At 46.7% G+C, this 24,538-nt stretch carries 21 protein-coding genes, 1 tRNA gene and 4 pseudogenes; 13 read left to right on the top strand and 13 right to left on the bottom strand.

Annotation, left to right across the window (positions count from 1 at the left end; all coding sequences use genetic code 11):
* Nucleotides 1–548: 548 nt before the first annotated feature.
* The 5 genes and pseudogenes from FM037_RS25795 to FM037_RS25780 form a co-directional block, all read right to left on the bottom strand.
* The gene (locus FM037_RS25795) at nt 549–1,127 is read right to left on the bottom strand and encodes a nucleoside triphosphate pyrophosphohydrolase family protein (RefSeq protein WP_144048352.1); all 579 of its coding nucleotides are present in this window, start codon (nt 1,125–1,127) and stop codon (nt 549–551) included.
* Between the two features lie 176 nt (nt 1,128–1,303).
* Nucleotides 1,304–1,552 carry a hypothetical protein gene (locus FM037_RS25790; protein ID WP_144048351.1) on the bottom strand — a complete coding sequence of 83 codons (249 nt, stop codon included), beginning with the start codon at nt 1,550–1,552 and terminating at the stop codon, nt 1,304–1,306.
* A gap of 144 nt (nt 1,553–1,696) precedes the next feature.
* Nucleotides 1,697–2,871: pseudogene (locus tag FM037_RS25785) on the bottom strand (saccharopine dehydrogenase family protein).
* 24 nt (nt 2,872–2,895) lie between these two features.
* On the bottom strand, nt 2,896–3,090 hold the full coding sequence (locus FM037_RS29860; protein WP_229381023.1) for a hypothetical protein: 195 nt from the start codon (nt 3,088–3,090) through the stop codon (nt 2,896–2,898).
* The gene (locus FM037_RS25780; RefSeq protein ID WP_229381022.1) at nt 3,051–3,992 is read right to left on the bottom strand and encodes a saccharopine dehydrogenase; all 942 of its coding nucleotides are present in this window, start codon (nt 3,990–3,992) and stop codon (nt 3,051–3,053) included. The genes FM037_RS29860 and FM037_RS25780 overlap by 40 nt, the downstream gene beginning before the upstream one ends.
* Before the next feature lie 138 nt (nt 3,993–4,130).
* On the opposite strand from FM037_RS25780, the gene FM037_RS25775 reads away from it, so the two are divergent.
* Both FM037_RS25775 and nhaC read left to right on the top strand, forming a co-directional pair.
* Complete coding sequence (locus tag FM037_RS25775; protein WP_227993203.1) at nt 4,131–6,518, top strand: aminotransferase class III-fold pyridoxal phosphate-dependent enzyme; 2,388 nt, start codon at nt 4,131–4,133, stop codon at nt 6,516–6,518.
* A 219-nt stretch (nt 6,519–6,737) separates the two neighbouring features.
* Nucleotides 6,738–8,231, top strand: a complete 1,494-nt coding sequence (gene nhaC / locus FM037_RS25770; RefSeq protein WP_185976913.1) for a Na+/H+ antiporter NhaC — start codon at nt 6,738–6,740, stop codon at nt 8,229–8,231.
* Nucleotides 8,232–8,279: 48 nt separating this feature from the next.
* On the opposite strand, the gene FM037_RS25765 is transcribed toward nhaC, so the two are convergent.
* Complete coding sequence (locus tag FM037_RS25765; protein ID WP_144048349.1) at nt 8,280–10,346, bottom strand: S9 family peptidase; 2,067 nt, start codon at nt 10,344–10,346, stop codon at nt 8,280–8,282.
* A 187-nt stretch (nt 10,347–10,533) separates the two neighbouring features.
* On the opposite strand from FM037_RS25765, the gene FM037_RS25760 reads away from it, so the two are divergent.
* From FM037_RS25760 to FM037_RS25750, 3 genes are all read left to right on the top strand, one after another.
* Entirely contained in the window at nt 10,534–11,049 is a 516-nt protein-coding gene (locus FM037_RS25760; protein ID WP_144049142.1) for a DUF2975 domain-containing protein, read from the top strand.
* A gap of 32 nt (nt 11,050–11,081) precedes the next feature.
* A complete protein-coding gene (locus FM037_RS25755) occupies nt 11,082–11,294 on the top strand; it encodes a helix-turn-helix domain-containing protein (RefSeq protein ID WP_144048348.1) in 213 nt (70 codons plus the stop codon).
* Between the two features lie 218 nt (nt 11,295–11,512).
* A complete protein-coding gene (locus tag FM037_RS25750) occupies nt 11,513–12,826 on the top strand; it encodes a winged helix-turn-helix domain-containing protein (RefSeq protein ID WP_144048347.1) in 1,314 nt (437 codons plus the stop codon).
* A gap of 44 nt (nt 12,827–12,870) precedes the next feature.
* Here FM037_RS25750 and fre read toward each other — a convergent pair whose 3' ends face one another.
* Nucleotides 12,871–13,581: an NAD(P)H-flavin reductase gene (gene fre / locus FM037_RS25745; RefSeq protein WP_144048346.1), complete on the bottom strand. Its 711-nt coding sequence runs from the start codon at nt 13,579–13,581 to the stop codon at nt 12,871–12,873.
* A 205-nt stretch (nt 13,582–13,786) separates the two neighbouring features.
* Nucleotides 13,787–15,255, bottom strand: a pseudogene (ubiD, locus tag FM037_RS25740) (4-hydroxy-3-polyprenylbenzoate decarboxylase).
* Between the two features lie 209 nt (nt 15,256–15,464).
* On the opposite strand from ubiD, the gene FM037_RS25735 reads away from it, so the two are divergent.
* Nucleotides 15,465–15,968: a hypothetical protein gene (locus FM037_RS25735; protein WP_144048345.1), complete on the top strand. Its 504-nt coding sequence runs from the start codon at nt 15,465–15,467 to the stop codon at nt 15,966–15,968.
* A 158-nt stretch (nt 15,969–16,126) separates the two neighbouring features.
* Complete coding sequence (locus FM037_RS25730; RefSeq protein WP_144048344.1) at nt 16,127–17,110, top strand: chemotaxis protein; 984 nt, start codon at nt 16,127–16,129, stop codon at nt 17,108–17,110.
* A gap of 154 nt (nt 17,111–17,264) precedes the next feature.
* On the opposite strand, the gene FM037_RS25725 is transcribed toward FM037_RS25730, so the two are convergent.
* On the bottom strand, nt 17,265–17,783 hold the full coding sequence (locus FM037_RS25725) for a GNAT family N-acetyltransferase (protein ID WP_144048343.1): 519 nt from the start codon (nt 17,781–17,783) through the stop codon (nt 17,265–17,267).
* A gap of 173 nt (nt 17,784–17,956) precedes the next feature.
* On the opposite strand from FM037_RS25725, the gene FM037_RS25720 reads away from it, so the two are divergent.
* Nucleotides 17,957–19,387: an aminotransferase-like domain-containing protein gene (locus tag FM037_RS25720; RefSeq protein ID WP_144048342.1), complete on the top strand. Its 1,431-nt coding sequence runs from the start codon at nt 17,957–17,959 to the stop codon at nt 19,385–19,387.
* A 30-nt stretch (nt 19,388–19,417) separates the two neighbouring features.
* Nucleotides 19,418–19,579 carry a hypothetical protein gene (locus FM037_RS28700; RefSeq protein ID WP_185976912.1) on the top strand — a complete coding sequence of 54 codons (162 nt, stop codon included), beginning with the start codon at nt 19,418–19,420 and terminating at the stop codon, nt 19,577–19,579.
* A gap of 18 nt (nt 19,580–19,597) precedes the next feature.
* Here FM037_RS28700 and FM037_RS25715 read toward each other — a convergent pair whose 3' ends face one another.
* From FM037_RS25715 to lepB, 3 genes and pseudogenes are all read right to left on the bottom strand, one after another.
* Nucleotides 19,598–20,023, bottom strand: coding sequence for a hypothetical protein (locus FM037_RS25715; protein WP_144048341.1), 426 nt, complete (start codon nt 20,021–20,023; stop codon nt 19,598–19,600).
* 72 nt (nt 20,024–20,095) lie between these two features.
* On the bottom strand, nt 20,096–20,593 hold the full coding sequence (locus tag FM037_RS25710) for a TlpA family protein disulfide reductase (RefSeq protein WP_144048340.1): 498 nt from the start codon (nt 20,591–20,593) through the stop codon (nt 20,096–20,098).
* Between the two features lie 122 nt (nt 20,594–20,715).
* Nucleotides 20,716–21,365 (bottom strand): annotated as a pseudogene (gene lepB, locus FM037_RS25705) (signal peptidase I).
* A 197-nt stretch (nt 21,366–21,562) separates the two neighbouring features.
* On the opposite strand from lepB, the gene FM037_RS25700 reads away from it, so the two are divergent.
* The 3 genes from FM037_RS25700 (at nt 21,563) to FM037_RS25690 (ending at nt 23,600) form a co-directional block, all read left to right on the top strand.
* Nucleotides 21,563–22,501, top strand: coding sequence for an ABC transporter substrate-binding protein (locus tag FM037_RS25700; protein WP_144048339.1), 939 nt, complete (start codon nt 21,563–21,565; stop codon nt 22,499–22,501).
* A 184-nt stretch (nt 22,502–22,685) separates the two neighbouring features.
* Nucleotides 22,686–23,372 carry a pyrimidine 5'-nucleotidase gene (gene yjjG, locus FM037_RS25695; RefSeq protein WP_144048338.1) on the top strand — a complete coding sequence of 229 codons (687 nt, stop codon included), beginning with the start codon at nt 22,686–22,688 and terminating at the stop codon, nt 23,370–23,372.
* Between the two features lie 137 nt (nt 23,373–23,509).
* Nucleotides 23,510–23,600: transfer RNA gene (locus FM037_RS25690), tRNA-Ser, on the top strand.
* A gap of 136 nt (nt 23,601–23,736) precedes the next feature.
* Here FM037_RS25690 and FM037_RS25685 read toward each other — a convergent pair.
* Nucleotides 23,737–24,254 (bottom strand): annotated as a pseudogene (locus FM037_RS25685) (DUF3859 domain-containing protein).
* Between the two features lie 78 nt (nt 24,255–24,332).
* Here FM037_RS25685 and FM037_RS28690 point away from each other — a divergent pair.
* Nucleotides 24,333–24,503, top strand: coding sequence for a hypothetical protein (locus FM037_RS28690; protein ID WP_005496049.1), 171 nt, complete (start codon nt 24,333–24,335; stop codon nt 24,501–24,503).
* The last annotated feature ends 35 nt before the right edge of the window (nt 24,504–24,538 follow it).

Below are 24,538 nucleotides of genomic sequence, written 5' to 3'. Positions count from 1 at the left end.
GGAGCACCGCGTTAGTATCTGGTATAGCTAAATTGATGAGGCCAACTTTCAGACGAGCAGTCAGCTGACAATTGATTGATAAAAAGGAGTGTATTGTCCCTGACTCGTCATTTTCGAGGGTTCTTCCACTGGACCCGATATTGAATAGAAAGGTATCACATGTCGATAATTCAAAGAAGTGAATAATCTGGTGTGAACGCGGCTGTGACCTTCGACAGCAGGGATGCTGTCGCAGAGCCCACAGGGAGCGTGCTTGAATGATATCCTATCTAAAGGCCAGCTCGGCATCCTTGCCTCTCGCTCATAAGCACATGGCTACGCCAAATTCACCGTGTCGCAGAAGTGTTTGCACATTAGCCTGCGGCAGGCAATAGATCACAATGAAGCTATGGTTTTCAATTCAATAACCCAATATGAAAATTTAAACCGTAAGAAAGCAAAAAAGCACTCCAAATGAAGTGCTTTAAAGTCTAGGGCTGACGATGTGCAATGACCTATCTACGAAGAGATAATCCACCAGACATCAACGAACCAAAAAAAATTAACGATTAAGCTTTAACGAGCTTTGCTAGATCTGCCGGACGATAGTAAACCGACTTTAGCACCTTGCCCTGGCGTACGATTTTACCTGCCATATCTACATCATTAGCGCACTTAGCGATAATGAAGTCGCCCTTGGTGCTGCCGACGATCTCGACGCCTTGCTTGGCGTAAAACTCGATAGTCTCTTCAAGTTCTTTCTCGTTGCGACACACCTTGCTCATGTTGCTCGAATGAACTTCGTCCCAACAGGTGATGAAGTCGATCTCGCGGTTCTTGGCCACATGTAACAGTAGGTCGATGACGTAGCTGATTTCCATGCGGTCACTGACTTGAGTTGCACCTAAGTGAACCAGGCGGCCCATCAAGACATAGACAGAATCGACGATAGCATCGGCCTGCTCCATGCGGCTGTCGGCTTCGGCAAGCTCGGTCAGCTCTTCGATGGCCAATGAAGTGTGCAGTGTATCGGCTTTATCATCCAATGTGCTCTCATCTTCGCTTGGTAAATCGAAAGTAGAGCGAAACTGGAGGATGTCACGATAAAGGTGATCGTAGAGAGGCTGAGTGAGTGCGGTAAGTTTCATTGATTCTGCCTTGAAGCCTGAGCTTTCTGTCATTAGGGTTGAGTTGAGATAACTCGAATGGCGGTGATTCTAAGTTAATGGCAGAGCAAAATAAAGCGAACTGAAGAGGGCTCGCTTGCATAACAAATGAAAATTGATACTCGACGAGTAGTTAGCCATATATTTTTTTGGCAAACTTAATTGATTATGCTGCTGAGCACTCCGCTAGCGACATCCTGATGGGTGACTTTACCATCCCGCAATGGAGGTGGGGTACTGGACTCTCTTCGTTGTTGAGCCTTGAAAATCTCTGTGCTTAAATCCATAGAGGTTGACTGGGCATGATGACTCGAACAGCCAGTGATGAAGAAAGAGAACACAATTGAAATTAATGTGAGACTCGTTGATTTGATTTGTAAGTGATGGAGATTTCTAGTCGATACCATTGCGTCAATTCCCTTTAAACGATTCAATATAATTCAACATTAGATTATTTAGTTGAGTTGTTCAAGGAAGCATAAATATGCTTCCTTTTGTCGTGGATATATTTCGACAATGAACTCTAGTTGGCTAATTTCTGTGGCAGTTAGCTAGACCAGCTGATGACGGAACACCTTCTCATTCATCTTATCCAGCTCATTAAGCCACTTGGTCACTGTCTTCTCATCGTGTGGAGCCGGAGAGACACCGATAGCCAGCTCACCGGCGACTAAAGATTCGATGGCGATAGCCACTGTGAGAGAAACCAGACGGGCCATGGCTGAGCCGCGCTCGTCACCGGCTTCATCTACGCCGTAACTTGAATGCCAGACTGTCTGCTTACCTTGAGGATCTTTGACTTCCAGCTCAACCGATAGCACCACGCGGTCGGCTTCACCCTTGTCGTATTGGTGCTTGTCCCAGAGTCCGTCACTGAGCTCGGCTAAACGGGCCAGTCCCGCATCACCTACTGCACTATCTATTTCGAAATTGTCTACCTCGGTAAACAGCTCACTCCAGGCGTCTGACCAACCATTGAGGCGCAGCGTGCCGCGAACAAATTCCTGAATGTTCCAGTCGCTTGCAAAACCATATTGCTGCTGGAAAGGAATAGAGTCTCGGTTTGGATAAGCCTGGAACGTCTCCAGACTGGCATCACTCATGCGCATATCGAAATCTGATAGGGCCAACCAAGGTTTCTCGGTACGCTGTATTTCGCCGTCTTGGGTCCATTGCGCCGGAGACTTGAGGGCTTTTAGTACCCCAGTGGTGACCAGGAGAACTTATATCTGAAATCGTTGGCGACTTTAGGGAAGCCGCCGCAGTATGAGCGGAAGCTATGCTGGTTTTGCTTGTCGAATTTATCCGATGCCTGATATTCGGCGATCAAGGCGTGGGCCAGCAGGTGATCTAGCCCGGGATCTAGCCCCACTTCATTGACGAAGCAGAGGTTTAGGCTCTTGGCCTTATCATGCAAGGCCTGCATTTCCGGTGACACATAGCTGCTGGAGATGAAATGGGCTTTGAGCCCAAGACATAACTCGGCAACCTGCAGATGCAAGGTGGCTGGCAACATGGAGATCACCTGATCGCCTGGGTTAACTTCGGCTTCCAGAGCAAGCCAATTTAACTGCTTGGTCGGAACCTTAATGCCTAAGCTGGCAACCGCTTGCTCGGCCTTAGCTAAGGTGCGGTTCCAGAGGATCAGCTGTTGACCCGATTGTGCGACCTTGCGTATTCCCGGCAGTGACGAGAGTCCTGCACCTAACCAATGAACTGTTTGCATGTTGATTATCTCTTAATTTAGTTGTTATACCTGACTGAGCTTATCGGTAAAAATTTTATTCGCTTTTTGCCACACGCCTAGATTGAGATTGTCCAGTTGCAGTAGATGTGGCAAGAGTTGCTGGCAGAAATCTTCACTGCTCTCGACCGGCAGCAGCGAGGGTAAGTGGTCTATGGCGATCAAGTCGACGGGATTGCCCCCTCTATGATACGCAGGCACGGCTTATCAAATGTGGTACAGCTTGCGTAGATAGGCAAGGGGTTGTAAGTACCATATGGGTCGCAACTGACGTCACAGATAATGGCCAGGCGTCGTGGCTCTATGCCATTGGTCTCGAGCATGGGCAAGGTAATAAACGGCGGCAGAGCTTCTTGTACGAACACGCAGTTGACCAGTACATCAAAGTCTAAAATATCTTCGAAGGGGCCGCCTACTTGAGTCTCTGCCATGTCCCACTGCGTAACCTCAGCGCCTACGCTCTTAGCCATCTCCACGGCGCCGCGTCCGCTTCGGCCCTTAGCGCCAATCACTAATACCTTGGGTGGTCGTGCTAGCGGACTCAGTGACTCGGCCACATCATCGACCAGCGCCTGCTTGCTTGGCATCGAAGCTAACTTATCCAATACTGGCTGGTCTGTTTGTGCTGTGGAATCTAGCTGCTGACGTTTGCCGAACGCCTTAAGCGCCACGGCAGCGCCGGCAAATCCGGCCCAGTAGCCGAAGGCGGCCACACGGCGATTATTATTATCCACCAGATATTCTAGATCGTATAGCTCGCCTTTGCCGGTCTTGAAGCGGCGCAGCACATCTTGCCAGCCTTGCTGCTCTTTATACACATGAGCGAAATGAATATGACGATGAACCAGAGGCCAATTATCTTCACTGAGTTCTTTGAGGCCCAAGATGATGGTGTCTTGTGGGGCTTGCTGCCAGCTGTGGGCTGGCACAATGTCGCAACCTATCCCTTGGTATTCTTGGGCTGGGATGGCACTCAAGGGGGACTCTTCGACAGTGATCTTGAACCCCGCCTCCAAGAGTTTCCGGGCGACATCGGGTGTAAGGGCAATGCGTTCTTCTAAGGGTTTAGATTCCGCGCGTAACCAAATATGGGCTTTTGTCATACCGCAAGCTCTCCTACAAGTCTCTCGTTAGAGACTACTCGATAAATTGCTATTGAAAAACAGTTAGTGTATACAATATCCCTATTTACACAAGATTAACATCACAGCTTAAGTGAAGAAACCAGAGGCAGAATGGCAATGCAAGAGTTGAAAACTAAGGTCGTTGAATATTCACCATCCACAGTGAAGGCGTTGGTGCAGGAGCATTTCCGGATGGCTGTAGAGGTGAAATCATTGCCCGGTTATGTGGATCTAAATTTTCTGCTTACAGATACACAGGGGAAACGTTTTATCCTCAAGATTGCTAATGCGGATGAGCCACTGGCCGAGTTGGATATGCAAAATGCTGTGATGAATTATCTTAACGGGCAAGACTTGCAGCCCTATCTGTTACCTGAGGTGATCAAAAACCTGGCAGGTCATGAGATCACGTCTCTAAAGGACGGACATGGCAGGCCGAGACCCATGCGCCTGCTTAGCTATGTGCCCGGCGTGTTCTACTGTGACCATAAGGCGCTGGCTGGTCATCATCACAGCCAACTTGGCACCTTGTTGGGCAGGCTGGATCTTAGTCTGCAAGGCTTCTCCCACAGGGCTGCTTCACGGCATTTCGACTGGGATCTCAAGCATGCGAACGCTGTCATCGAATCAAAGGTAGGTTTAATCAGCGACCAGAGCCTGCGTCAGCAGGTACTAAAGATTCTATCCGGCTTCGAACAGCAGGTGATCCCCTTTATGGCTGAGCTGCCACAAGGGGTGATCCACAACGATGTGAATGACTATAACCTGTTACTCAGCAGCGCTAGCTTGGACGCCGAGGTGATAGGCTTGATAGATTTTGGTGACATGGTATATAGCCATCAGATCAATGAGCTGGCTATCGCTTGTGCCTACGCCATCTTAGGAGCTGACTCGCCACTGGCGATCATAGAGGCCATCACCTTGGCCTATCACCAGGAGCGTCCGCTCAATGGCGCCGAGCTGTGGGCCTTGCTGCCTCTTATTGCCGCACGTTTAGCGGTTAGCGTGTGCAACTCCTGTGAAGCGATTTTATCCGAGCCAGATAATGAATACCTGTTGGTGACCGCTAAACCTGCCTGGGCAGCCATCACTACCTTGCTAAAACTAGATGCTAAGAGTGTTGGCTTTGGGTTGCAGCGCCTGTGCCTGACAGCAAACGAAGGGGAAAAACAGAGCGGGCCATTAGACCAAGGCACCGATAACATCTCATCTGAGCGACGCAGAGACATTATCAGCCAGAGAGGTGAACGCTTATTCAAGACCTTGAGTGTCTCCTATGAGCAGCCGTTAATTATCGAGCGCGGCCAGGGACAGTTTCTGCTAGATGAAAACAATATCGCTTACTTAGACATGGTCAATAATGTCTGTCATGTGGGGCACTGTCATCCATCTGTGGTCGCTGCGGGTCAGGCGCAGATGGCTAAACTCAACACAAATACCCGTTATCTCAATGACAATATTCTCGATTATAGCCGGGCTTTGCTGGACACCTTCCCCGAGTCACTTTCTGTGGTGATGTTCGTCAACTCAGGTAGTGAGGCTAACGAACTCGCCATGCGCTTGATGCGCTGCAAGACACAATCCGATGAGTTGCTGGTGGTCGATGGTGCCTATCACGGCAATACCAACAAGGCGATTGAGATCAGTCCCTATAAGTTTAATGGCCCTGGGGGCGAAGGGGCGGCGGAGCATATCCATATCGTGCCTGTGCCCGATCCCTACCGCGGACCGTATAAAGGCATGTCTGTTGAGACGGGCCTTGCCTATGCCGAGCCGGTGCAGCAGGCGATTCGTCAGTTACAACAAGAGGGTAAGCAGTTAGGCGGTTACATCTGTGAGTCTCTGCAGGGGGTTGGCGGCAACCTAGTCATGCCAAACGGCTATCTCGACGCCGTTTATCAAGCGGTGCGCGCCGCGGGTGGTGTCTGTATTGCCGATGAAGTGCAGGTGGGCTTCGGTCGTGTCGGCACTCATTGGTGGGGGTTTGAGACCCAAGGTGTGGTGCCGGATATTGTCACCTTAGGTAAGCCCATCGGTAACGGTCATCCCATGGCGGCTGTCGTCACCACTAAGGAGATCGCCGCTGCCTTCGTGACTGGCATGGAGTACTTCAATACCTTCGGCGGTAATCCGGTCTCATGTGCTATCGGCAAGGCGGTACTCGACACCATAGATACTGAAAACCTGATGCACAATGCCCGCGATAGCGGCGATTATATGCGGATGCGTCTGGTCAAATTACAAGAGACATTCGACATCATAGGCGACGTCAGGGGCCTAGGTTTATTTATCGGCGTGGAGCTGGTGAAGGATGCAAGTTTGACCCCGGCGACCCAAGAGGCGCAAGCCTTAATCGAGTGGTTTAAGTCGCGCAACATCTTGCTCAGTCTCGATGGTCCCTTCAATAATGTGCTGAAGATTAAGCCGCCAATGGTTTTTAACAAAGATAATGTCGATTATTTTATCGAGCAGTTACTCCAGGGATTATCCCGAATAAATGCATAACTAGTGGAGATATCACCTCAGAGTTGAATTTATAGTCTGTTACCTAGGGAGTTCGGTCTGGGCAGACAGGCTTAGATTCACACTCGCTCTAATGTGACCTAGATCTCATTGTTAATTTTATGTAAGGATGTTCGGCCCTAGCTAAGAATAAGCCATCGGATGAATGGTATTCGTTTATCGAATTGGCTGGGCCTGAGAACACATAACCACAAGGAATAAATGATGACCTCGACATCAGATCCCCAGTTAAACAAACACAAGCTGCCTAGCCTGCTCGACGCCCTCATTCCCATCTTTGCCCTGGTGCTTATGCTGGCGGCGGCCGTCTATCTGTATTCGTCTGATAGCTCTTACGGTGCAAACCAGATCGCTCTCATCATGGCCGCTTGTATCGCCCTGGTGATAGGGGTGAAGAATGGTTATAGCTGGAAGGAGATGGAAGCGGGTATCGTCAAGAGTGTTGGCGTGGCTACCGGCGCCTTGTTGATCTTATTTGCCGTGGGCTCACTGATCGGCACCTGGATACTCGCAGGCACAGTGCCGACCATGATCTATTACGGCATGTTGGTGCTCAACCCTGAATATTTCTATGCCGCATCCTGTCTCTTGTGTGCCGTAGTTGCCTTAAGTATCGGTAGTTCTTGGACTGTGGCGGGTACTCTGGGTATTGCTTTGGTTGGTGTTGCAGCAGCTATGGGACTGAGTGTGGAGATCACCGCCGGTGCCATTATCAGTGGTGCCTATTTTGGCGATAAAATGTCGCCCATGTCCGATACCACTAACCTGGCACCTGCGGTAGCGGGAACCGATATATTTAGCCATATTCGCCACATGGTATGGACCACGGTACCGAGCATCATCATCGCCATGATAGGTTTCCTGATCTTAGGTTTCACCAGTGAGGCCAGCGGACAGGCAGGTGATCTGCAATTGACCATGGATTTATTGCAAGCTCAATTTAATCCCGGCGTGCACCTCTTGTTACCCCTGTTGGTGGTATTAATCTTGGCCTATAAGAAGATGCCGGCATTTCCCACTGTCATTCTCGGCACCATCGCAGGCGCAATCTGCGCGGCCCTATTCCAGTTCGATAGCATCATAGCGTTTGCCAATGATGATAGCTTGCCTCCGATTGTGGCCATGGTTAAGGGAATTTGGACAGCCATGTTCGATGGCTATGTGGCTAACACGGGTGATGAAGTGCTCGATAGCCTGCTTAGCCGAGGTGGCATGAGCCAGATGACTAATACCGTGTGGTTGATCCTCTGTGCCATGGCATTTGGCGGGATCATGGAGGTCACGGGCCTGCTTAAGCGTATCTTGCAGAGTATCCTTGGCTTAGTAACATCCAGCGGAAGTTTGATTATCACCACCCTGGCGACTTGTATCGGCGCTAACCTGATCACCGCAGATCAGTTTATCGCCATCATCTTGCCGGGGCGTATGTTGAAGGTGGAGTACACTAAGCGCGGTCTGGCTGCGGTAAATCTGAGCCGTGCCTTGGAAGATTCGGCTACCATCACCAGCCCACTGGTGCCATGGAATACCTGTGGTGCATACATGGCCAGTACATTAGGTGTCGCCACCATAGCTTACCTACCTTACGCCTTCTTTAATTTAGTCTGCCCCTTAGTGAGTGGCACTTATGCCTACTTCAACTTTAAGATAGAGAAACTTGAAGATATGCCTGATCTCGAAGAGGTGAGTGCGTAAACAAGGTGTTTAGGTCCTAGAACCTAGGGATCTAGGACCTAACGAGTATTATAACCGGCTCACATCGACTTTTAGCGTGTTCAGGTGAGTGGCGAGTGAGGGGGTGACCTTGTTATCCACTCGTCCGCCCAAGTGCTCAGCGAAGAACTGCTCCATGGCGACGATATAGGCCAGCTTATTTTCACGCTTCCTAAATCCATGGCCTTCATCTTTTGCCAGAATATATTCAACGGGTAGATTTTGCTTATACATCACTCGAGCAATATTATCGGATTCAAGCTGGGTGACTCTGGGGTCATTAGCACCTTGCACTAGCATTAGCGGTGCCTTGATGCGATCGACGAACTTGATGGGTGACCGTGCCAGCATATCTTCTCTATCGGCTGCTATTTCTGGGTCGCCTACCGCGCTGTAAAACTGTCCAAGGTATGGACGAAAGCGTGGCGGGAATGATTCGAGTAGGGTGATAAGACTCGAAGGCCCAACATAGGAGATCACTGCCTGATAAAGATCAGGGGTAAAGGTCGCGCCAGCAAGGGCCGCATAGCCACCGTAAGATGCCCCCATGATGCCTAACCTTTGTTTATCGGCAATGCCTTGGTCGATAAGGTAGTGTGCACCATCGGTTAAATCGTCCTGCATGCTACCTGTGCCCCAGTTCTTATTGCCTAAGTTGAGGAAACGTTTACCAAAGCCCGTCGATGCGCGGAAATTTGGCTGCAATACGGCATAACCTCGGTTCGCTAATAATTGAGCGATAGGATTGAAATAGCCTGAACTTAAGGTCCAGTAATCACGGGCCCAGGGGCCGCCATGGGGAAGAATAATCGTTGGCAGGTTTTTACTCTGACCCTTTGGCAGGGTCAGGTAGGCTTGTACGTTGACGCCGTCTCGCGCCTGGTAAGTGATGGATTGACGTTTTGAGAGCAGCTCAGGTTTAATCGATACCTCTTGTTCGAGTAACAGGCTCACCAGTCCAGTTTTGGCATTAAAGCGATAGTCGCTACCCATATCGACATCACTGGCGACATGTATCTGCCACAGGCCGGTTTTCTCGTTTCTGTCGGTGATGGTTATCTCGATATCTTGAGTGAAGTGGTCGTTAATTTTTTTCCAGTTGCTGGCAAAGGTCTTATCCAGCGGATAAGTGCGCAGGCGACCGCCATAATAGGAGACGGCAAGTGGTGTGCCTTCATCGTTAAAGAGCACATCATAGACATCAGATTCATTCATGGGGTCTTGATGTAGGGTGAGCAGTTTTCCTGTGGTTATATTGAGGCGTAATAGCTGCTGCTTGTCACGACCTTGGATATTGGCTCTGAGGTAGGCTAAGTTGTTATCTTCATCAAAGCTAAGAATATCGATGTCTTCACCAAATTGGGTCTTAATCAAACTGGTCCATTTGCCATCAATTTTGGCGTAAAGATCGGAAGTATTGTCCGGGTTACTGCTGGTGCCAAGTACTGGCTCTCCCTGTTGGTTTGTCTCTATAGAAGAGAAGCCGTAGGTGTTAGAGAAAATATTGGTTATTTCGGCGGAATTAATATCTATACGGTACAGATCCATCTGCTGAGGGTTATCTTGATTAGACATGACCACTAAGGTGTTGGGCTTGTCTTTTGGCTGCTTGAGCAGGTCGTATCTTATATCGCTATTATTTGTTAGTGCTATGGCGCTGGCAGTTGGCTTGGCTTGGGTAACATCCAGAGTCAGCTTATAAATTTGCGTGTTCTCATTACCGCCACTGTCTTTGAGGTAGAAGAGTTCATTGTTTTGGCTTGACCATCGAAAACTCTGAATCGGTTCTTTTGAAGTAGTTATAGGGAAAGCTGCATCTAAGTCTGCACCTGCCGCCATCAGATAGAGGTTTTTCGCACCTTGATACTCTTTGAAAAAGGCTAACCATTTTCCGTCACTAGAGCTCTTGAGCCCGCTGATCCCTTGCTCGTTGAAGAAGGCTTCGACAGGTAGCAGTTGAACTTGCTGACTTTGCTCTTGGTCGGCGACCTGAGCTGGCAAGCTAGTTGGTGATGGAGTCTGGGAACAGCCAGTTATAAATAAGCTAGCGGCGAGCGCTGTCGAGAGTACGCTAGGTAAAATCTTATGTGTCTTCATCGTTCATTCCTTTAAATAACAGCTCAGATGCCTATCTGCTTTATCAACAAATCAGTTATCCATGAATTCCCAATTAAAGTAATACATAAAATAATTATTGTAAAACGATAATTAAATGTTTTTTTATGATAAAATGTTTCTGTCTGGTATAATCTGTGGAAATCGAGATAAGGGAATGATTGTGGCAATGAACGCGAGCATGCAGAAGTTGATGAAGATCAGCGGTTTTTTCAGGGTATTGGTATTAGTGGCTACGGCAGCTGTGGTGGTTTATCTGGGCTATAGCTACTTGGTGCTGGATGAAATACGTTTCGAGACCAATATGTTGTTTCTCGATCTTTGGCATCATGATGGTGCAAGCCGTGCTGTACTGATGGCTATTCAGGCGCCGCTACTAATCACCTTATTTGTGGGAATTTATTGGTTGCAACGTCTGTTGAGTCACTTTCAGCAGGGACAGTTTTTTGGTAATGAGGCGATGCGTTGTTACCTCTGGTTAATATGGCTGAAAGTGTTGGATATCGTGCTAGAGATCGTTCAACATCTGGCGACTGGCTACTATCATAAGCAATTTTTTGAACATACCAGCATAGAGCTTGGGCTTGAATTCGGTAACATGACCACCCTTTTGCTGATGCTGTTGATTGTTTACTTATTGAAGGCGGCGAAAGAGATCGAAGCCGAAAACAAAGAGTTTATCTAAATGTTACTTCTAGCGTGTTGGGCCCCAAAATTATGGAAATAGTCGTTAATTTAGATGTCATGATGGCGGTGCGTAAGGTGAGTTCTAAGGAACTGGCAAAGGCTATCGGCATCACTGAGGCCAACCTTTCCCTGCTTAAAAGAGGCAAGGTGAAAGGGGTACGTTTCGAGACCTTAGCCAATATCTGTGCATACCTCAATTGTCAGCCCGGGGATATTCTTGAGTTCCGAGGAGCCGAAGTATAAACGCTGAAGGCTCAGAGGCTGGAGGGTATTGTTTTCCTCTTGCAAGCAGGGATTAGCTCCATCGAGTTGGGCTGGATATAGTGTTTGATCTGAACTGGTAATCCCAGTATCTTTCAAAGCCTGAACCTAGAATAATAATAGATAGATCACCTAGGTGACCTCAGAGACATGTATTCGCATGTTTTTCGAGGAAGGCTTGGGATTTAAAGAGGTGTGAGTTGTTAAAAGTTACTCCATATTTGGAGTTAGATAGTGAAGCAAAACATCTAATCGATCACACCAGTGGCAAAACCATAGGCCTGACTTTTTCTGAGTCGGCTATATTAACCTATCTTCTTTCTACTCCGGATGTTATCTGCGGTAAAGAGGTCCTGCTAGAGCAGGGCTGGCCCGATCGCGTGGTGGCAGCAACATCGCTGACCCAGTGTATCAGCACATTGAGGAAGAAGCTGGAGCCCTATCCCGAAGTTCAACTGAAAACCATAGCAAGGCGGGGTTATCAGGTACACGTATCAGCAAGACCCGATACCAAGGTGTCTCAGGTCAAGGATAGCGATTCGATAGAAACGGCGCGCTGGCATGTGTCTCTGGTGGTGAAAGTCGCCGGGGTCCTGATGCTGTTACTGGTCATAGGCATAGGTTGGTTTAACAGCGATCATTACAGTGTGATTGAGGAGACGAGTCAATGGCATGCGGACAAACACATCCCCCTCAACATTGGTGGCACCTTAGCGAGTGCAAGGCTCATCTATCCTGACGGGGTTAATGAGCTGCAGTCAGACATGTGGCAAAAGCATATCGCCCCGGAAACCAATTTGGTCGATGGAGTGGACAAGTTTAACGCCTTCGCGCTGACCGATGGCAGCCACTACTCTTTTGCCGCTTGTCCCTATGGTGAGCAAGGCACTTGTCCCGGTGAGCATTTAATCAATATTACTGCCATAGATCTTAAACCTGCGAGTTTAAATATGAGTCAATTTATACCCTTGACCGATAAGATGGAGAGTCGTATTCGCTATAACCGTATCTTGATCCCTAATAATCAGGTGTATGAGCCGGATCCCTTGGCCGATGATGATGTCACTCCCCAGTTGATAGAACATAATTATCATGGAGATGTCTATTTCCCGGTGGCAAACGAGTTGTTGGTGCGTGCCGATCTGAGTATCTCTCTGGTTTTTGAAGGAGATAGCACGGGTAAGTTCTACTCATCGACCTGTATTACCGATGAAGACTGTTTGACTACGCCGATTAAGTACAAGGTTCGCGGTCAATTTAAACTCTACCAGCAGACAATCAACGATATGAGTGTCGATGTGTTTAAGGTGATTGTGAGTCAGAAAGATCTGATTAAACCCGATACAGTGAGTTCATCGGCGATGCATTTCTATCGTGAGATCAGGAAACACAACATCCGTGACGAGGAGCTTTATTATTATCGAATCTATAAGGATGATAAGACTGCGGTGTGGATCGTGCCCTTGATGGGAAGTATTGTGGCCTGGACCAAATACGAAAGAGTTGAGTTATAAAGGAGTTCCTAGGTTCTAGAACTTAGCACCTAGGAACTGATGACTTATTTTATAAACGCAAACGCATCGCCGTAGAGATGCTCTTCCTCTACACCTATGGCGCGGAAGACTTCTCTGGCTGCACCTACCATGTCGAAACGGCCAGCAATATAGATATCATAACCATGTAAGCTAACGAAGTCGGCTTTGATCTGGGCTAACAGGTTAGCCTTCTTGCCTTTCCAATCTCCGCCAGCTTCTTCGAGTACAGGAACAAAATGCAACCAAGGATGAGCATCGTGCCATTCACGGGCAATCGTCTCGTAATACATGGCATCGGCGTTACGACAACCCCAATAAAGGGTGGTTTCGATCTTTTGTTCGAGTGCTATCTGTTGCTCGACGATACTCTTGATGTAAGAGAATCCAGTACCGCCAGCTATCAGTAATCTTGGACGCTGGCTCTCGTGGCGCAGGTGAGCCTCGCCGCCTGGTACTTCAATTTCAATCTGACCATCGTTAGCCAGGCACTCTTTCATGCGCTCGACGACTTGCATAGGGTAGCTTTCGCTGACAGCGGCGCCGATATGCAGTTCGATAAGTTCTGAATTGGGTGCTGAAGCGATTGAGAATGGGCGTTTATCTTTCTCACCCATGACCACACAGAGGTACTGACCGGCGTTGAAATCGAACGCTGTTTCAGGTTTTAGAATGATTTGATAAACCGCATCATTGAATGGGGTAACAGTTTCGATTTTACAGCTTATGGTGTTCATCTAACGTCCTTTTCGAACCCCTCTGTGGGAGCTTTACCATTTAAAAGTTAATAGTATAAAATGATTCAGAGCACTTGCTTTAGAACCAAGTTAAAACAGATACATTAATCATAGTCATTCCCGGCAGGTTAAGCGGGAAATTACTAGCGTGCTAAGAGCTTGGTTCTAAGTCTTTAAAACCAAGCCTATACTTAAGTCTCTACACCTAAGTATCTAAACCTAACTCTGCCCACATATCGTCGACTTTCTGTTTTACAGCTTCATCCATCACGATTGGAGTACCCCATTCACGATCGGTTTCGCCTGGCCACTTGTTCGTTGCATCCATGCCCATCTTAGAGCCTAGGCCTGTAACGGGAGAGGCAAAATCCAGATAGTCGATAGGAGTATTTTCTATCATCACGGTATCGCGTTTTGGATCCATACGAGTCGTTATCGCCCAGATCACATCGTTCCAATCACGGCAGTTAACATCTTCGTCCACGACTATGATGAACTTGGTATACATAAACTGACGCAGGAAGGACCAGGCGCCCATCATCACGCGTTTAGCATGACCCGGGTACTCTTTACGAATAGAGATCACTGCCATTCGATAGGAGCAACCTTCGGGTGGCAGATAGAAATCGATGATCTCCGGGTACTGTTTACGCAGGATCGGCACAAATATTTCGTTGAGTGCCACACCTAACATAGCTGGCTCATCCGGTGGACGGCCTGTGTAGGTGCTATGGTAGATGGCATCTTTTCTGTGGGTGATATGGGTCACGGTGAAGACAGGGAACTTGTCTGTCTCGTTGTAATATCCCGTATGATCACCATAGGGGCCTTCTTCGGCCATCTCTTCTGGGTCGATATAGCCTTCTAAGATGATTTCGCTGGTGGCGGGCACTTCTAAGTCACAGCTTAAGGCTTTACAGACTTGGGTGCGTTCACCACGAAGCAGGCCTGCGAAGGCATACTCACTCATTGAGTCGGGGACTGGTGTGACTGCGCCTAAGATAGTGACAGGATCGGCACCTAGCGCCACTACAACCGGGTAGCGTTCACCCGGATGTTTCTCTTTAAAATCTTTAAAGTCTAACGCGCCGCCGCGATGATCCAGCCAGCGCATGATCAGCTTATCTTTACCTAGCAGTTGCTGGCGGTAGATACCCAGATTCTGACGTTTCTGGCGAGGTCCTTTAGTGATGGTCAATCCCCAGGTCACTAGGGGGCAGCATCTCCTGGCCAACAGTGTTGAATTGGCAGTTTAGTCAGGTCAACGTCATCACCTGTTTTGACCACTTGCTGACAAGGAGGGTTACGCACTGTCTTAGGTGGCATATTCAAGGCTTGCTTAAATTTCGGTATCTTAGATATCGCATCCTTGAAGCCGCGAGGTGGCTCAGGCTCTTTAAGGAAAGCCAGCAGTTCACCGACTTCACGCAGTGCCAGAGGATCATCTTTACCCAGTGCCATGGCGACACGCTTAGGTGTGCCGAAAAGGTTAGCCAGCACAGGCATCTCGTTGCCGACAGGGTTCTCGAACAGCAGAGCAGGACCTTTAGCTCGGAGCACTCGGTCGCAAATCTCCGTCATCTCAAGGTGAGGGTCGACGGGATGGCTGATACGCTTTAGTTCACCCTGGCTTTCCAGGTGTGCGATAAAACTGCGCAGATCCTTAAAACTCATTGATACTTGCTGCCATAAAAAATGTGATATGGCGCGCACTATAGCATTTTTAGTACGCATGTTTAACTGCTTAACTTTATATACAGGAAGATAATAATTAGTTAAGCAAGGGGCAAATTATGCTGACGTTTAATTAGCGGTTCAATAAGCGTAATATAGGGAGATAACTAAGTTTTCACTCTATCAAAGGGTGAGTTTTGGAGGCAGTAATGGGGATAATCACTCGTGTTGGACAGACTATCATGCTGTCTGGTTTGCTGTCTCTGTCGAGCTTAAGCGTGCAAGCCAGTGATCGCTTCGATTGGAGCAGTAATGTCTGGGTTCAGCCTACATGGAGCAGTAGTTGGGGCACGGGAATAGGTGTCGGCATAGGAACAGGCTCACCTTACTGGAGCAATCACTCTTGGAATCATGGTTGGAATAACACCTGGTACCGTCCTTATTGGCGTAACAGTTGGCGTTACCCCTATCGTTATAATCGTTATGACAATTACTATTATAATGAGCGCAGAGCTGTAAAAAGAGAGCCCACTCCACCAAAAGCTATCTCTGCACCTGTGCGAGTCACTACCAGTGTGCAATATGCATCCGGTTTGAAAAGCCTACCTGAAAATGCCCGAGTCATGCAAAGAGATGGCCGCACCATCTATGAATGGCAAGGTGTCGAATATGTGTTCGATTGGAGCACTGAGACCTATAGAGAGTTGAAATAGCTGTAGTGCAACACGATTGATGCTTCTTTTCCCTCCTCTTTTGCTGATTTATACACTTAGAGCAAATCCCTTCCTATACTCATAGCTAGCGTTACTTTTATTGAGAGCGATTTCTCTTTAACGCTAATTTTACGAGATGGCACCTTCGAGTATTGAGTATGAATGACATTAAAAAAATAGATATCCTCACGGAAAGTGGCACAAATGAACTTGAGATTATCGAGTTTCATCTGCATAAAACCTTGTCTGATGGTGGCTACAAAATTTGTCATTACGGTATCAATGTAGCCAAAGTCAGGGAAGTGATCCGGGTGCCGGATACCGAAGATTATCCTAATGCCAAAGCTCATATGATTGGGGTATTCTCATTACGTGATAACTTAATTCCACTTGTCGACCTTGCTAGCTGGCTGGGGATACCTACATGTGAAGACATGGAAAAAAAAATTGTGATAGTCACCGATTTTAACAAGATGATTAATGGCTTCTTAGTCGATAGTGTCCTGAGTATTCATCGGGTCTCCTGGGAGCATGTAGAGTCTCCGAGCCAGTTTTTAGAATCGGGTGAGCAGGACTGTGTGGTTGCTGTGGTTAGGCGCGATGGTTATCTGATTATGATCTTAGATTTTGAGAAAATAATTTCCGATATTAATCCAGAACTGAGCATGGATAAGTATGACGTGACTCAAGACAAGAATGTCGTTATCAACGACAGCATGCTAGCTAAGCGTCAGGCTAAAACGATAATGGTTGTCGATGATTCTGCCTTTATCCGCAAGATGATCGAGAAGACATTGCAGTCATCTGGCTATAATATTTTGGATGCAAAAGATGGTCAGGATGCACTGGATATTTTAGAAGATTTTGTTCGCCTCGCGGAAGAGGAGGGAGGCTCAGTCACTAACTTTGTCGATGCGATAGTGTCTGATGTTGAGATGCCCCGCATGGATGGCCTGCATTTACTGAAACGATTACGGGATAGCTCACATTATGCCAAGACCCCGATCGTGATGTTCTCATCTTTGATGAGTGAAGGTAATCGTTTGAAGGCACTGGAGCTAGGTGCCGATGACACTATCACTAAGCCTGAGATTGGCCGCATGGTTGCTATGGTTGATGGTCTGGTTCTGGGTGAGAGCTAGTTGGCACTTGAGCGTGAGCAGCCCGTTAGTTTGCCGACAATGTATCAATAAAAAATGGCCGTTTGGAATTAACGGCCTTTTTAAATTCTGGTTAATATCTGAATTCAATTCTTAGCAAAGTATGCATAAATACCTCCTGACTTTATTGATAAGCTTAAGTTTTTAAAAAAGTCTCATAGCGGTTTATGGTGAATCCATCTTCTTGATACTGACTGATATAGCTCATGCCCAGCTTGAGCAGTACATTGATGGATCCTAGGTTTTCGGCTACGGCGTCTCCGAGCACTCGGTTGAGGTCCAAGTGCTGTTTTGCATATTCGATACAGGTAAGGTTTGATTCGGTGGCATAGCCTTTTCCCCAATGGGTCGGGTGGAAACGGTAGCCGATATCGATAGCTTCGATACGGCTGTCATTCTTGAAGCCGCAAAAGCCAATCACTTCATCGGTCTCTTTAAGCACCACGGCCCAGCGGCCATAGCCGAACAGCCTGTATTCTTTTAACCAGATATCACGAATGATTTTCTCTGCATCTTCAATGCTGCTACACATGCCGGCATCTCCGGTAAAGCGGTTGACCTCTTCAGGGGCATTAAAGTGGTAAACCGCTTTGGCATCATCGTGATTAAATTCTCGGATAATAAGACGCTGCGTCTCGGTAATTATCTTGCTCATCTTGGCCACCTTTGTTTCTGTTTGCTTCTTTAGCTATCTCAGTAGCTATCTCAGTAGCAATCTCAATCGCTATAAGTATAACTGTGTTGTTTTTTACTTTAACTGGAGTCGTAAAACCAAAACAGATACAGTTAAACTCAATAAAACCCAATACAGTTGTCTAGGGCCTAATTATGAGCGAGTTTAAGTATCAGAAAATTGTCGATGAGATCGTTCGTGCTATAGAGTCAGGTATATTTTCAGATAAATTAGGGAGTAATAAACTCGAGTCGGTACGTCGTTATGCTAAAGATAGAGGCGTTGGAGTATCGACTGTGACTCAGGCTTACTATGAGCTTGAAAGGCTAGGTTGGATCTATTCAGAGCCTAAACGGGGCTATTTTATCGCTTCAAGGAGAGCGCTTAAGCAACCTGATTATGGTTCTAGTATCAAGCGAGTTATTGCGGAATTAGATCTAGCTAATGCGGTGCAGTATTCGTTTAACGACCCGGATATCTTACCTCTCTCTTGCACGGCTCCCTGTACGGTTATCGATCAAGAACTCCTGCTTAACCGTTTGCATAAGCAGGTATTGAAGCACCGCCCTTACAAACTTATGATGCAAGATCCTATCGAGGGTATTCCTGAGCTAAGATACGAGATATGTCGTCACTTATTACGCTCAGGGCAAGTATTTTTCAAGGAGCAGGTGCTGGTGACCAATGGCAGGCAAGAGGGCTTGTTACTGGCATTAACTGCCGCCAAAGCCATAGGGAAAACGGTGGCAGTGGAGTCTCCGGTATCATTCTATTTTCAGGCGATGTTGAAGCAGTTTAATACCGATGTGATTGAGGTGCCTATGCAGGCAAGTTATGCCGATGAACTAGCGCTGCTCTCCAAGGCGCATAAAGAACAGAAGTTCGATACTTTTCTGGTCAATCCTAATTTTGCCGATCCTACCGGGCGAGTCTTATCTGTAGAGGATAAGCAAGCCTTGATTGAGTGGGCAAGCGAGCATGGTGTCACCTTGATTGAATATGACCGTGGTGAACTATATTTTGGCGCAACTCGCCCTGTGACGATTGCAAGTCTAGTGACTCAAACTCGCACCTGTAGGGTGATTAGTATAGGTGATTTTTATGACACCATCTCACCCGCTATCAGCTTAGGTTATCTGATATGTATTGATACGTTCACCAGCTGTCAGTATGCAAAACAAATTATTGCCGAGGAGCCAAGCATTGCCTTGCAACATATGGTGGCGAACCTGATGTCTTCTGGTGAGTATCATACACTGACGGGGAAGCTCAGAAATCAGATGAACACCAATTACCTTAAAATGGAAAGCTCGATGAGCCCAGTGCTGGGAGGTTCGGTTTACATGAGTCAGCCAACGGGCGGCCCCTGTATCTGGTTTAAGTTACCTAAGGGGTATTCCAGTGAGGCTCTGTGGTCACGGGTCATATCGGAAAAACTATCGATTGCGCCAGGAGCCATGTTCTCTTTTACCTCTAATTATACCTGCTATTTTCGGATAACCTTTGCCCTGCCTTGGAATGACAAAATGGCTTCTGGGGTTATCCGGCTTGCTGAGGTCATTAGAGATTATATCGAGGAGAAATAAAGCTAACTGTTTGTTAAGTCGTGGTTCAGCTTGGAATTTGCTTCGACTCAAACTGCGGTTACCGCACTACTCGTTAAATCAGAAGCCGATGGCACAGTGCTTATCTGCCAATATCGCACCATGAAACAGGTACACTTTCAGGTGCTTTTCACTAATCAAGTATGCCCATTATCGATGCAGGTTGGGCACTAAGCCACCTCCTATTTTGTACTATTTGGCTTTATCTGGATATCTTTGCTCAATTGCTCGAAATGAGCGTAGGAAAAGCCCAAGTCCACCTACGCTAAGCACCAAAATCACGATAAGATCGAAGGCACTCATATGGGTAAAGCGGAATTGAATCGAACTGATAACGCCAAAGACAAGAGCGACTAGTGAACCAAAAGTGAGCACCCAGCCGAGGATATTTTTGTAATTGTAAAACATGATGCCGACACCAAAAATAAACGGGATCATTATCATGCCACTGGTAACATTAAGGCCACCAAAGTTTGAAACGTGATAAAGGCTGTTACCCATGCCAAAAGAGCTGGTTATCTTGATGGCATTGAGCAACATATAGAAGCCGCCACACATCATTATTAAACCAATGAAGAATTGGCCTATACCGCCGGATGTTCCGCCTGCACCGTTCATTTTGATTCCCTTAAAATTTAGTTTTCAATATATCGCTTGCATCAGATATCGCCAGATTTTACCGATTGGGAGTTACCACTGCACTTCGGCCAATGGGTTTTCACCTTCGGCTATTATGGTCTTAACTACGATGTTATGAGCATCGAGTAGAATCAGCCTAGGGACCCCAGCATTGGCAAACTTGGCATAAATAGCTCTGTCTGTATCGGCAATAAGAGGAAAGTTTATCTCATACTCGCTGGCAAATTTGTCTAATGCAGCGATGTTTTCTTCGCGGCCTATGGCTATTATGTCGACATTTGGGTCTAGGTTGAGATCTGATGCTTCCAGCGCCTTCATGGCTCGCTGAGAATCTGGACACCAGGTGGCAAATAGCACCAGCAATTTGGCATTGGCTGACTCTTCTAAATTAATCTTATTACCTTGGATATCGGTAAATTGAGTCACAGGAACCACTTGTCCCACTTTGACATAGGTTAGGTATTCAATCTGTTCATTATCAGTTGTTGTCGCACAACCAGAGACAAAGAGGGCCAATGAAAGCAAAGAAGCCGAAATGAGCTGTTTCATCACAAATCCATTTAATAGAAAGTGTGCTTAAAATAGCAAATATCGACTTTTTTGTGTAGATAATTACTCAAATTGAGGCTACTAAAAATCTGTTCTCCTAGAGCCTGGAAATTAGCAGCTTATTATAACGTATGCATGAATCGCTCAGGCCGAAATAGATAGTAGTTATCGTAGTCGTTAGAGAAGGCCACGGTTTTTGCTCTGCCGGTGATCTCGTCTCGCGCTATAAAGCCTATTACGCGTGAGTCGGCACTGGAATCTCGATTATCTCCCAAGGCCAGGTAGTAATTATCGGGCACTGTGACCGGACCGAAATTGGCAAGTCGAGAGGGAGTATCATGGACTCGAATCATGTGATCTACGCCTAAGAGCTTTTCGATGCTATCTGTGTTTGAGGCAAGTTTGTTTTGAATTTCATAGTCCAGCTTTTGCCCATTTATGATTAGTTTGTTTTGTTTCATTTCGATGATATCACCGGGTATACCTATCACACGTTTAACGAGTTTCTTATCTGCTTTGACTGAGTCGAAGATGATTATCTCCCCCGAGCAGGATCGGCCATTTTTACCAGAGAAAGATGAGTGAAAGGTACACGTATATCATAGGCCATCTTATTGACTAATAGCCTATCTCCTTCGAGTATGGTGGGTTTCATCGAGCCAGTAGGTACCGAATTCCAGTCGGCAACAGCGCTTCTAAATACCAGCATCAATACCATAAACAGTAAGAAAGAGCGGTTTTGTTTGAGTAGTTTAACGAGTCCCTTCAGCATCAAGAGATCCCTGATCGATTATGAGTGTATTAGCTCTGACAGATGTTTGTCTGGAACAGTTCCGAAAGGTGAGGAAACTGAGGGAAGTTAAAAGTAAGCAGATGTGTATTATCCATTCTGGCTAGCCCTGTGGAGGCATTGCGCTTTGTAAACATAGATTCTATGCTCAAAGCTGCGACAGTGAATTAGGCTTAATAATGGATAAATTTAGCAGGCCCTTGTGTTTGTTTGTGGCCGTATTGGCTTCAGTGAGTATGAGTGTTTGCGCTAAAATTGGTTTGTTGGAATTAGACTGGTCCAGTCAGAAAGTGTTGACTCATGTGGTTGGTGAACTCCTTCAAGCTAAAGGCATTGAGGTGGACTATGTCTCTTCTGCTGCTGATGGTCAATGGTATCAATTGGTTTATGGCCATGCGGATGTGCAGATTGAAGTTTGGCAGGGAAGTATGGCGACTCAATTCGATAAGCTGGTCAAGGTTGGCAAGATTATCGATGCTGGAACCCACATGGCGGTAACCAGAGAGGATTGGTGGTATCCGGACTATATTGAACCATTATGCCCAGGTTTGCCCGATTGGAAGGCATTGAAAGCCTGCTCGGCTCTTTTCTCCGATGGTGAAGATCCGCAAGGAGTCTATATCTCTGGCCCTTGGGTTAAGCCAGACAGAGCCAGAATTAGAGCCTTGGATTTAGATTTTAGAGTGAGGGAGATGCCGACCGGAGATGCACTTTGGGAGGTTTTTGATCGCTTGATCGAAACAAAACAGATATTTGTCATCTTTAATTGGACGCCTAACTGGGTCGAAGCCGTTTATAAAGGTAAATTTATTGAGTTTCCCCCATATAGCAAGGCATGTGAATTTGATCCTGCATGGGGAGTTAATGAAAAATATCTCTGGGATTGTGGTAACCCTAAAAATAGTTGGCTGAAAAAGGCCGTCTCTCGATATTTGGCTGATAAGTCTGCATGTGCCTTAGATATTGTGCGGAGCTTTTCACTGTCTAACCAAGATATCGCCTTGGCTGCAGCTTTAGTGGATATAGATAACTTGAGTGTTGAGCAGGCTGCAAAACAATGGCTGTATGTTAATCAGGCAAGGGTAGAACAATGGCATGATCATGCCTCCTGTATCTGAGTCGAATTCTGTCTGTTTCATCCAATAATAAAATATGCGCATTGTATATCCTTATGCCATGGTTTCCCTTTACAAGGGGCCGATAGGTGATTATTGTCGGCCGATAATGAATGCACCCGATCTTAGGGTTTAGCCAACTCAGGCGCATTAACGGAATTTAGGTTTATTCGGAGAGTTTATAACGATGAAGTACCAATGGATCTTATTTGATGCCGATGAAACCTTGTTTCATTTCGATGCTTTCAAAGGCTTACAGCTGATGTTCTCGAAATTTGGTGTCGACTTTACCTTCAATGATTTTCAAATATATCAAGAGGTGAATAAGCCGCTGTGGGTAGAGTATCAAGATGGTAATATCTCAGCCCTCGAGTTACAAAATACCCGCTTTGAACCTTGGGCGGCGAAATTAGCGGTCACTGCTCAAGAGCTCAATAGTGGCTTCCTGGCTGCCATGGCGGATATCTGTAGCCTGTTACCCGGTGCGAGAGAGCTGATCGATGCATTAACGGGCAGAGTCGAGATGGGGATCATCACTAATGGTTTCACCGAACTGCAGACCATACGTTTACAGCGTACAGGCTTATTAGAGAGTTTTTCTCCTGTGGTGATTTCTGAGCAAGTGGGCGTCGCAAAACCCGACGTGGCGATTTTTGAGCATGCCCTCACTCATATGCAACACCCACCGAGAGATAAGGTGTTAATGGTGGGCGATAACCCACATTCAGATATACAAGGTGGTTTGAATGCCGGTTTTGATACCTGCTGGCTAAACAGTGAAGGTCGAGATGTGCCAGACGGGATCACTCCTCACTATCAGGTGGGCTCGTTAACCGAGTTACAAAGCCTGTTGCTAGATAATGTTAGCGATTAAAATTGATGCATAAACGACAAAAAAGCATCAGTTAACGACTTTTTTTAAAATAATTGCAATTTATGATGTTTTCTTGCCCAGTTGTGCGTTTTCCCCCTTTACATCAAGGTCAACAATCCCTATTATCAGCGGCGTTCGGAGAGATGGCAGAGTGGTCGAATGCACCGGTCTTGAAAACCGGCACGGGTTTATAGCCCGTCTAGGGTTCAAATCCCTATCTCTCCGCCACATTCAGATGAAGCCCCTAGCAGAAATGCTAGGGGCTTTTTCGTGCATAAAGACGAAAGGCTCATCACTTCTTATTAGAGACAGTGATGAGCCTTTTTTCGTTTAGGAAAGAAATAGCTTGATAGGGGGGAAAGCCCTAAAGTCCACGCTTCTTCCAGAATGAAGCCACTTTTTCTATATCAGAGTTAGCTTTGGTTTGAGTGCCATCTTGTGGAGGGTTATCAAGCATATGTACCTTGAAGGTCTTCTCGGCTATAACCTTGCCTTTGAGCTCTAAGGTCATGCTTATACCAATCGGTATAAAGGTGTGGTCACTTTCTTATACCGATTGGTATTACCTAGCTTGTTTTGCTCCGGTGCCCAGATGGTATCGCCAAGATAGAACTTCCAATCATTTTCTTACACGTAGACCTCGCCATCGAAAGGGGGCCTGATATTGCCGTCAGCATCGGGGATATCGGGATGGTAGATGCAATACCTGAGTGTCTGGTTCTTTGCTTTTTTTATCCGGGTAATGAAACCAAATTCGATATCGATCTTTGCGGGTACATGCACGGTAGATTTGGTTAATCTGGGCAGGGCACCATCATGCTCATCCCATTGGGTGAAGATCCCGCTATGAATAATAGTGACGTCGGGTTTTAGTTTAGACATGGTGAGCTGCTTTTGAATTCCTGTCATGTTAGTTTATCAAAATCTTTAGCTAAGTATGTACGGGCAATCAGAAAAAATATGACTAAGAAAACCCTTAAGTTTGAATATGAGAAAGAGACTAAAAATAGCGTGCGCTACCAGGAGATGCCGGAGCCGGGTCAGGCCCCCGTGCTTGGAACCCTCTATGTGCAGAAATGGTTTGCCACAGACAGTAAGATATTAGAGATCACCATAGAGAAGAAAGACTAGCGTTATAGCCCTGTTCGGCTAGCTTTAATAAGGTG

This window comes from Shewanella psychropiezotolerans (assembly GCF_007197555.1).
GTDB lineage: Bacteria > Pseudomonadota > Gammaproteobacteria > Enterobacterales > Shewanellaceae > Shewanella > Shewanella psychropiezotolerans.
Note: the sequence above shows the minus strand (reverse complement) of the source record. Positions and strands in the feature narration are given on the sequence as shown.

What these genes read in the sequence shown, in the direction of transcription:
- FM037_RS25795 (WP_144048352.1), bottom strand. Translation starts at nt 1,127, where the DNA reads ATGAAACTTACCGCACTCACTCAGCCTCTCTACGATCACCTTTATCGT.
- FM037_RS25790 (WP_144048351.1), bottom strand. Translation starts at nt 1,552, where the DNA reads ATGGTATCGACTAGAAATCTCCATCACTTACAAATCAAATCAACGAGT.
- FM037_RS25780 (WP_229381022.1), bottom strand. Translation starts at nt 3,992, where the DNA reads ATGACAAAAGCCCATATTTGGTTACGCGCGGAATCTAAACCCTTAGAA.
- FM037_RS25775 (WP_227993203.1), top strand. Translation starts at nt 4,131, where the DNA reads ATGCAAGAGTTGAAAACTAAGGTCGTTGAATATTCACCATCCACAGTG.
- nhaC (WP_185976913.1), top strand. Translation starts at nt 6,738, where the DNA reads ATGATGACCTCGACATCAGATCCCCAGTTAAACAAACACAAGCTGCCT.
- FM037_RS25765 (WP_144048349.1), bottom strand. Translation starts at nt 10,346, where the DNA reads ATGAAGACACATAAGATTTTACCTAGCGTACTCTCGACAGCGCTCGCC.
- FM037_RS25760 (WP_144049142.1), top strand. Translation starts at nt 10,534, where the DNA reads ATGAACGCGAGCATGCAGAAGTTGATGAAGATCAGCGGTTTTTTCAGG.
- FM037_RS25755 (WP_144048348.1), top strand. Translation starts at nt 11,082, where the DNA reads ATGGAAATAGTCGTTAATTTAGATGTCATGATGGCGGTGCGTAAGGTG.
- fre (WP_144048346.1), bottom strand. Translation starts at nt 13,581, where the DNA reads ATGAACACCATAAGCTGTAAAATCGAAACTGTTACCCCATTCAATGAT.
- FM037_RS25735 (WP_144048345.1), top strand. Translation starts at nt 15,465, where the DNA reads ATGGGGATAATCACTCGTGTTGGACAGACTATCATGCTGTCTGGTTTG.
- FM037_RS25730 (WP_144048344.1), top strand. Translation starts at nt 16,127, where the DNA reads ATGAATGACATTAAAAAAATAGATATCCTCACGGAAAGTGGCACAAAT.
- FM037_RS25725 (WP_144048343.1), bottom strand. Translation starts at nt 17,783, where the DNA reads ATGAGCAAGATAATTACCGAGACGCAGCGTCTTATTATCCGAGAATTT.
- FM037_RS25720 (WP_144048342.1), top strand. Translation starts at nt 17,957, where the DNA reads ATGAGCGAGTTTAAGTATCAGAAAATTGTCGATGAGATCGTTCGTGCT.
- FM037_RS25715 (WP_144048341.1), bottom strand. Translation starts at nt 20,023, where the DNA reads ATGAACGGTGCAGGCGGAACATCCGGCGGTATAGGCCAATTCTTCATT.
- FM037_RS25710 (WP_144048340.1), bottom strand. Translation starts at nt 20,593, where the DNA reads ATGAAACAGCTCATTTCGGCTTCTTTGCTTTCATTGGCCCTCTTTGTC.
- FM037_RS25700 (WP_144048339.1), top strand. Translation starts at nt 21,563, where the DNA reads ATGGATAAATTTAGCAGGCCCTTGTGTTTGTTTGTGGCCGTATTGGCT.
- yjjG (WP_144048338.1), top strand. Translation starts at nt 22,686, where the DNA reads ATGAAGTACCAATGGATCTTATTTGATGCCGATGAAACCTTGTTTCAT.
- FM037_RS28690 (WP_005496049.1), top strand. Translation starts at nt 24,333, where the DNA reads ATGACTAAGAAAACCCTTAAGTTTGAATATGAGAAAGAGACTAAAAAT.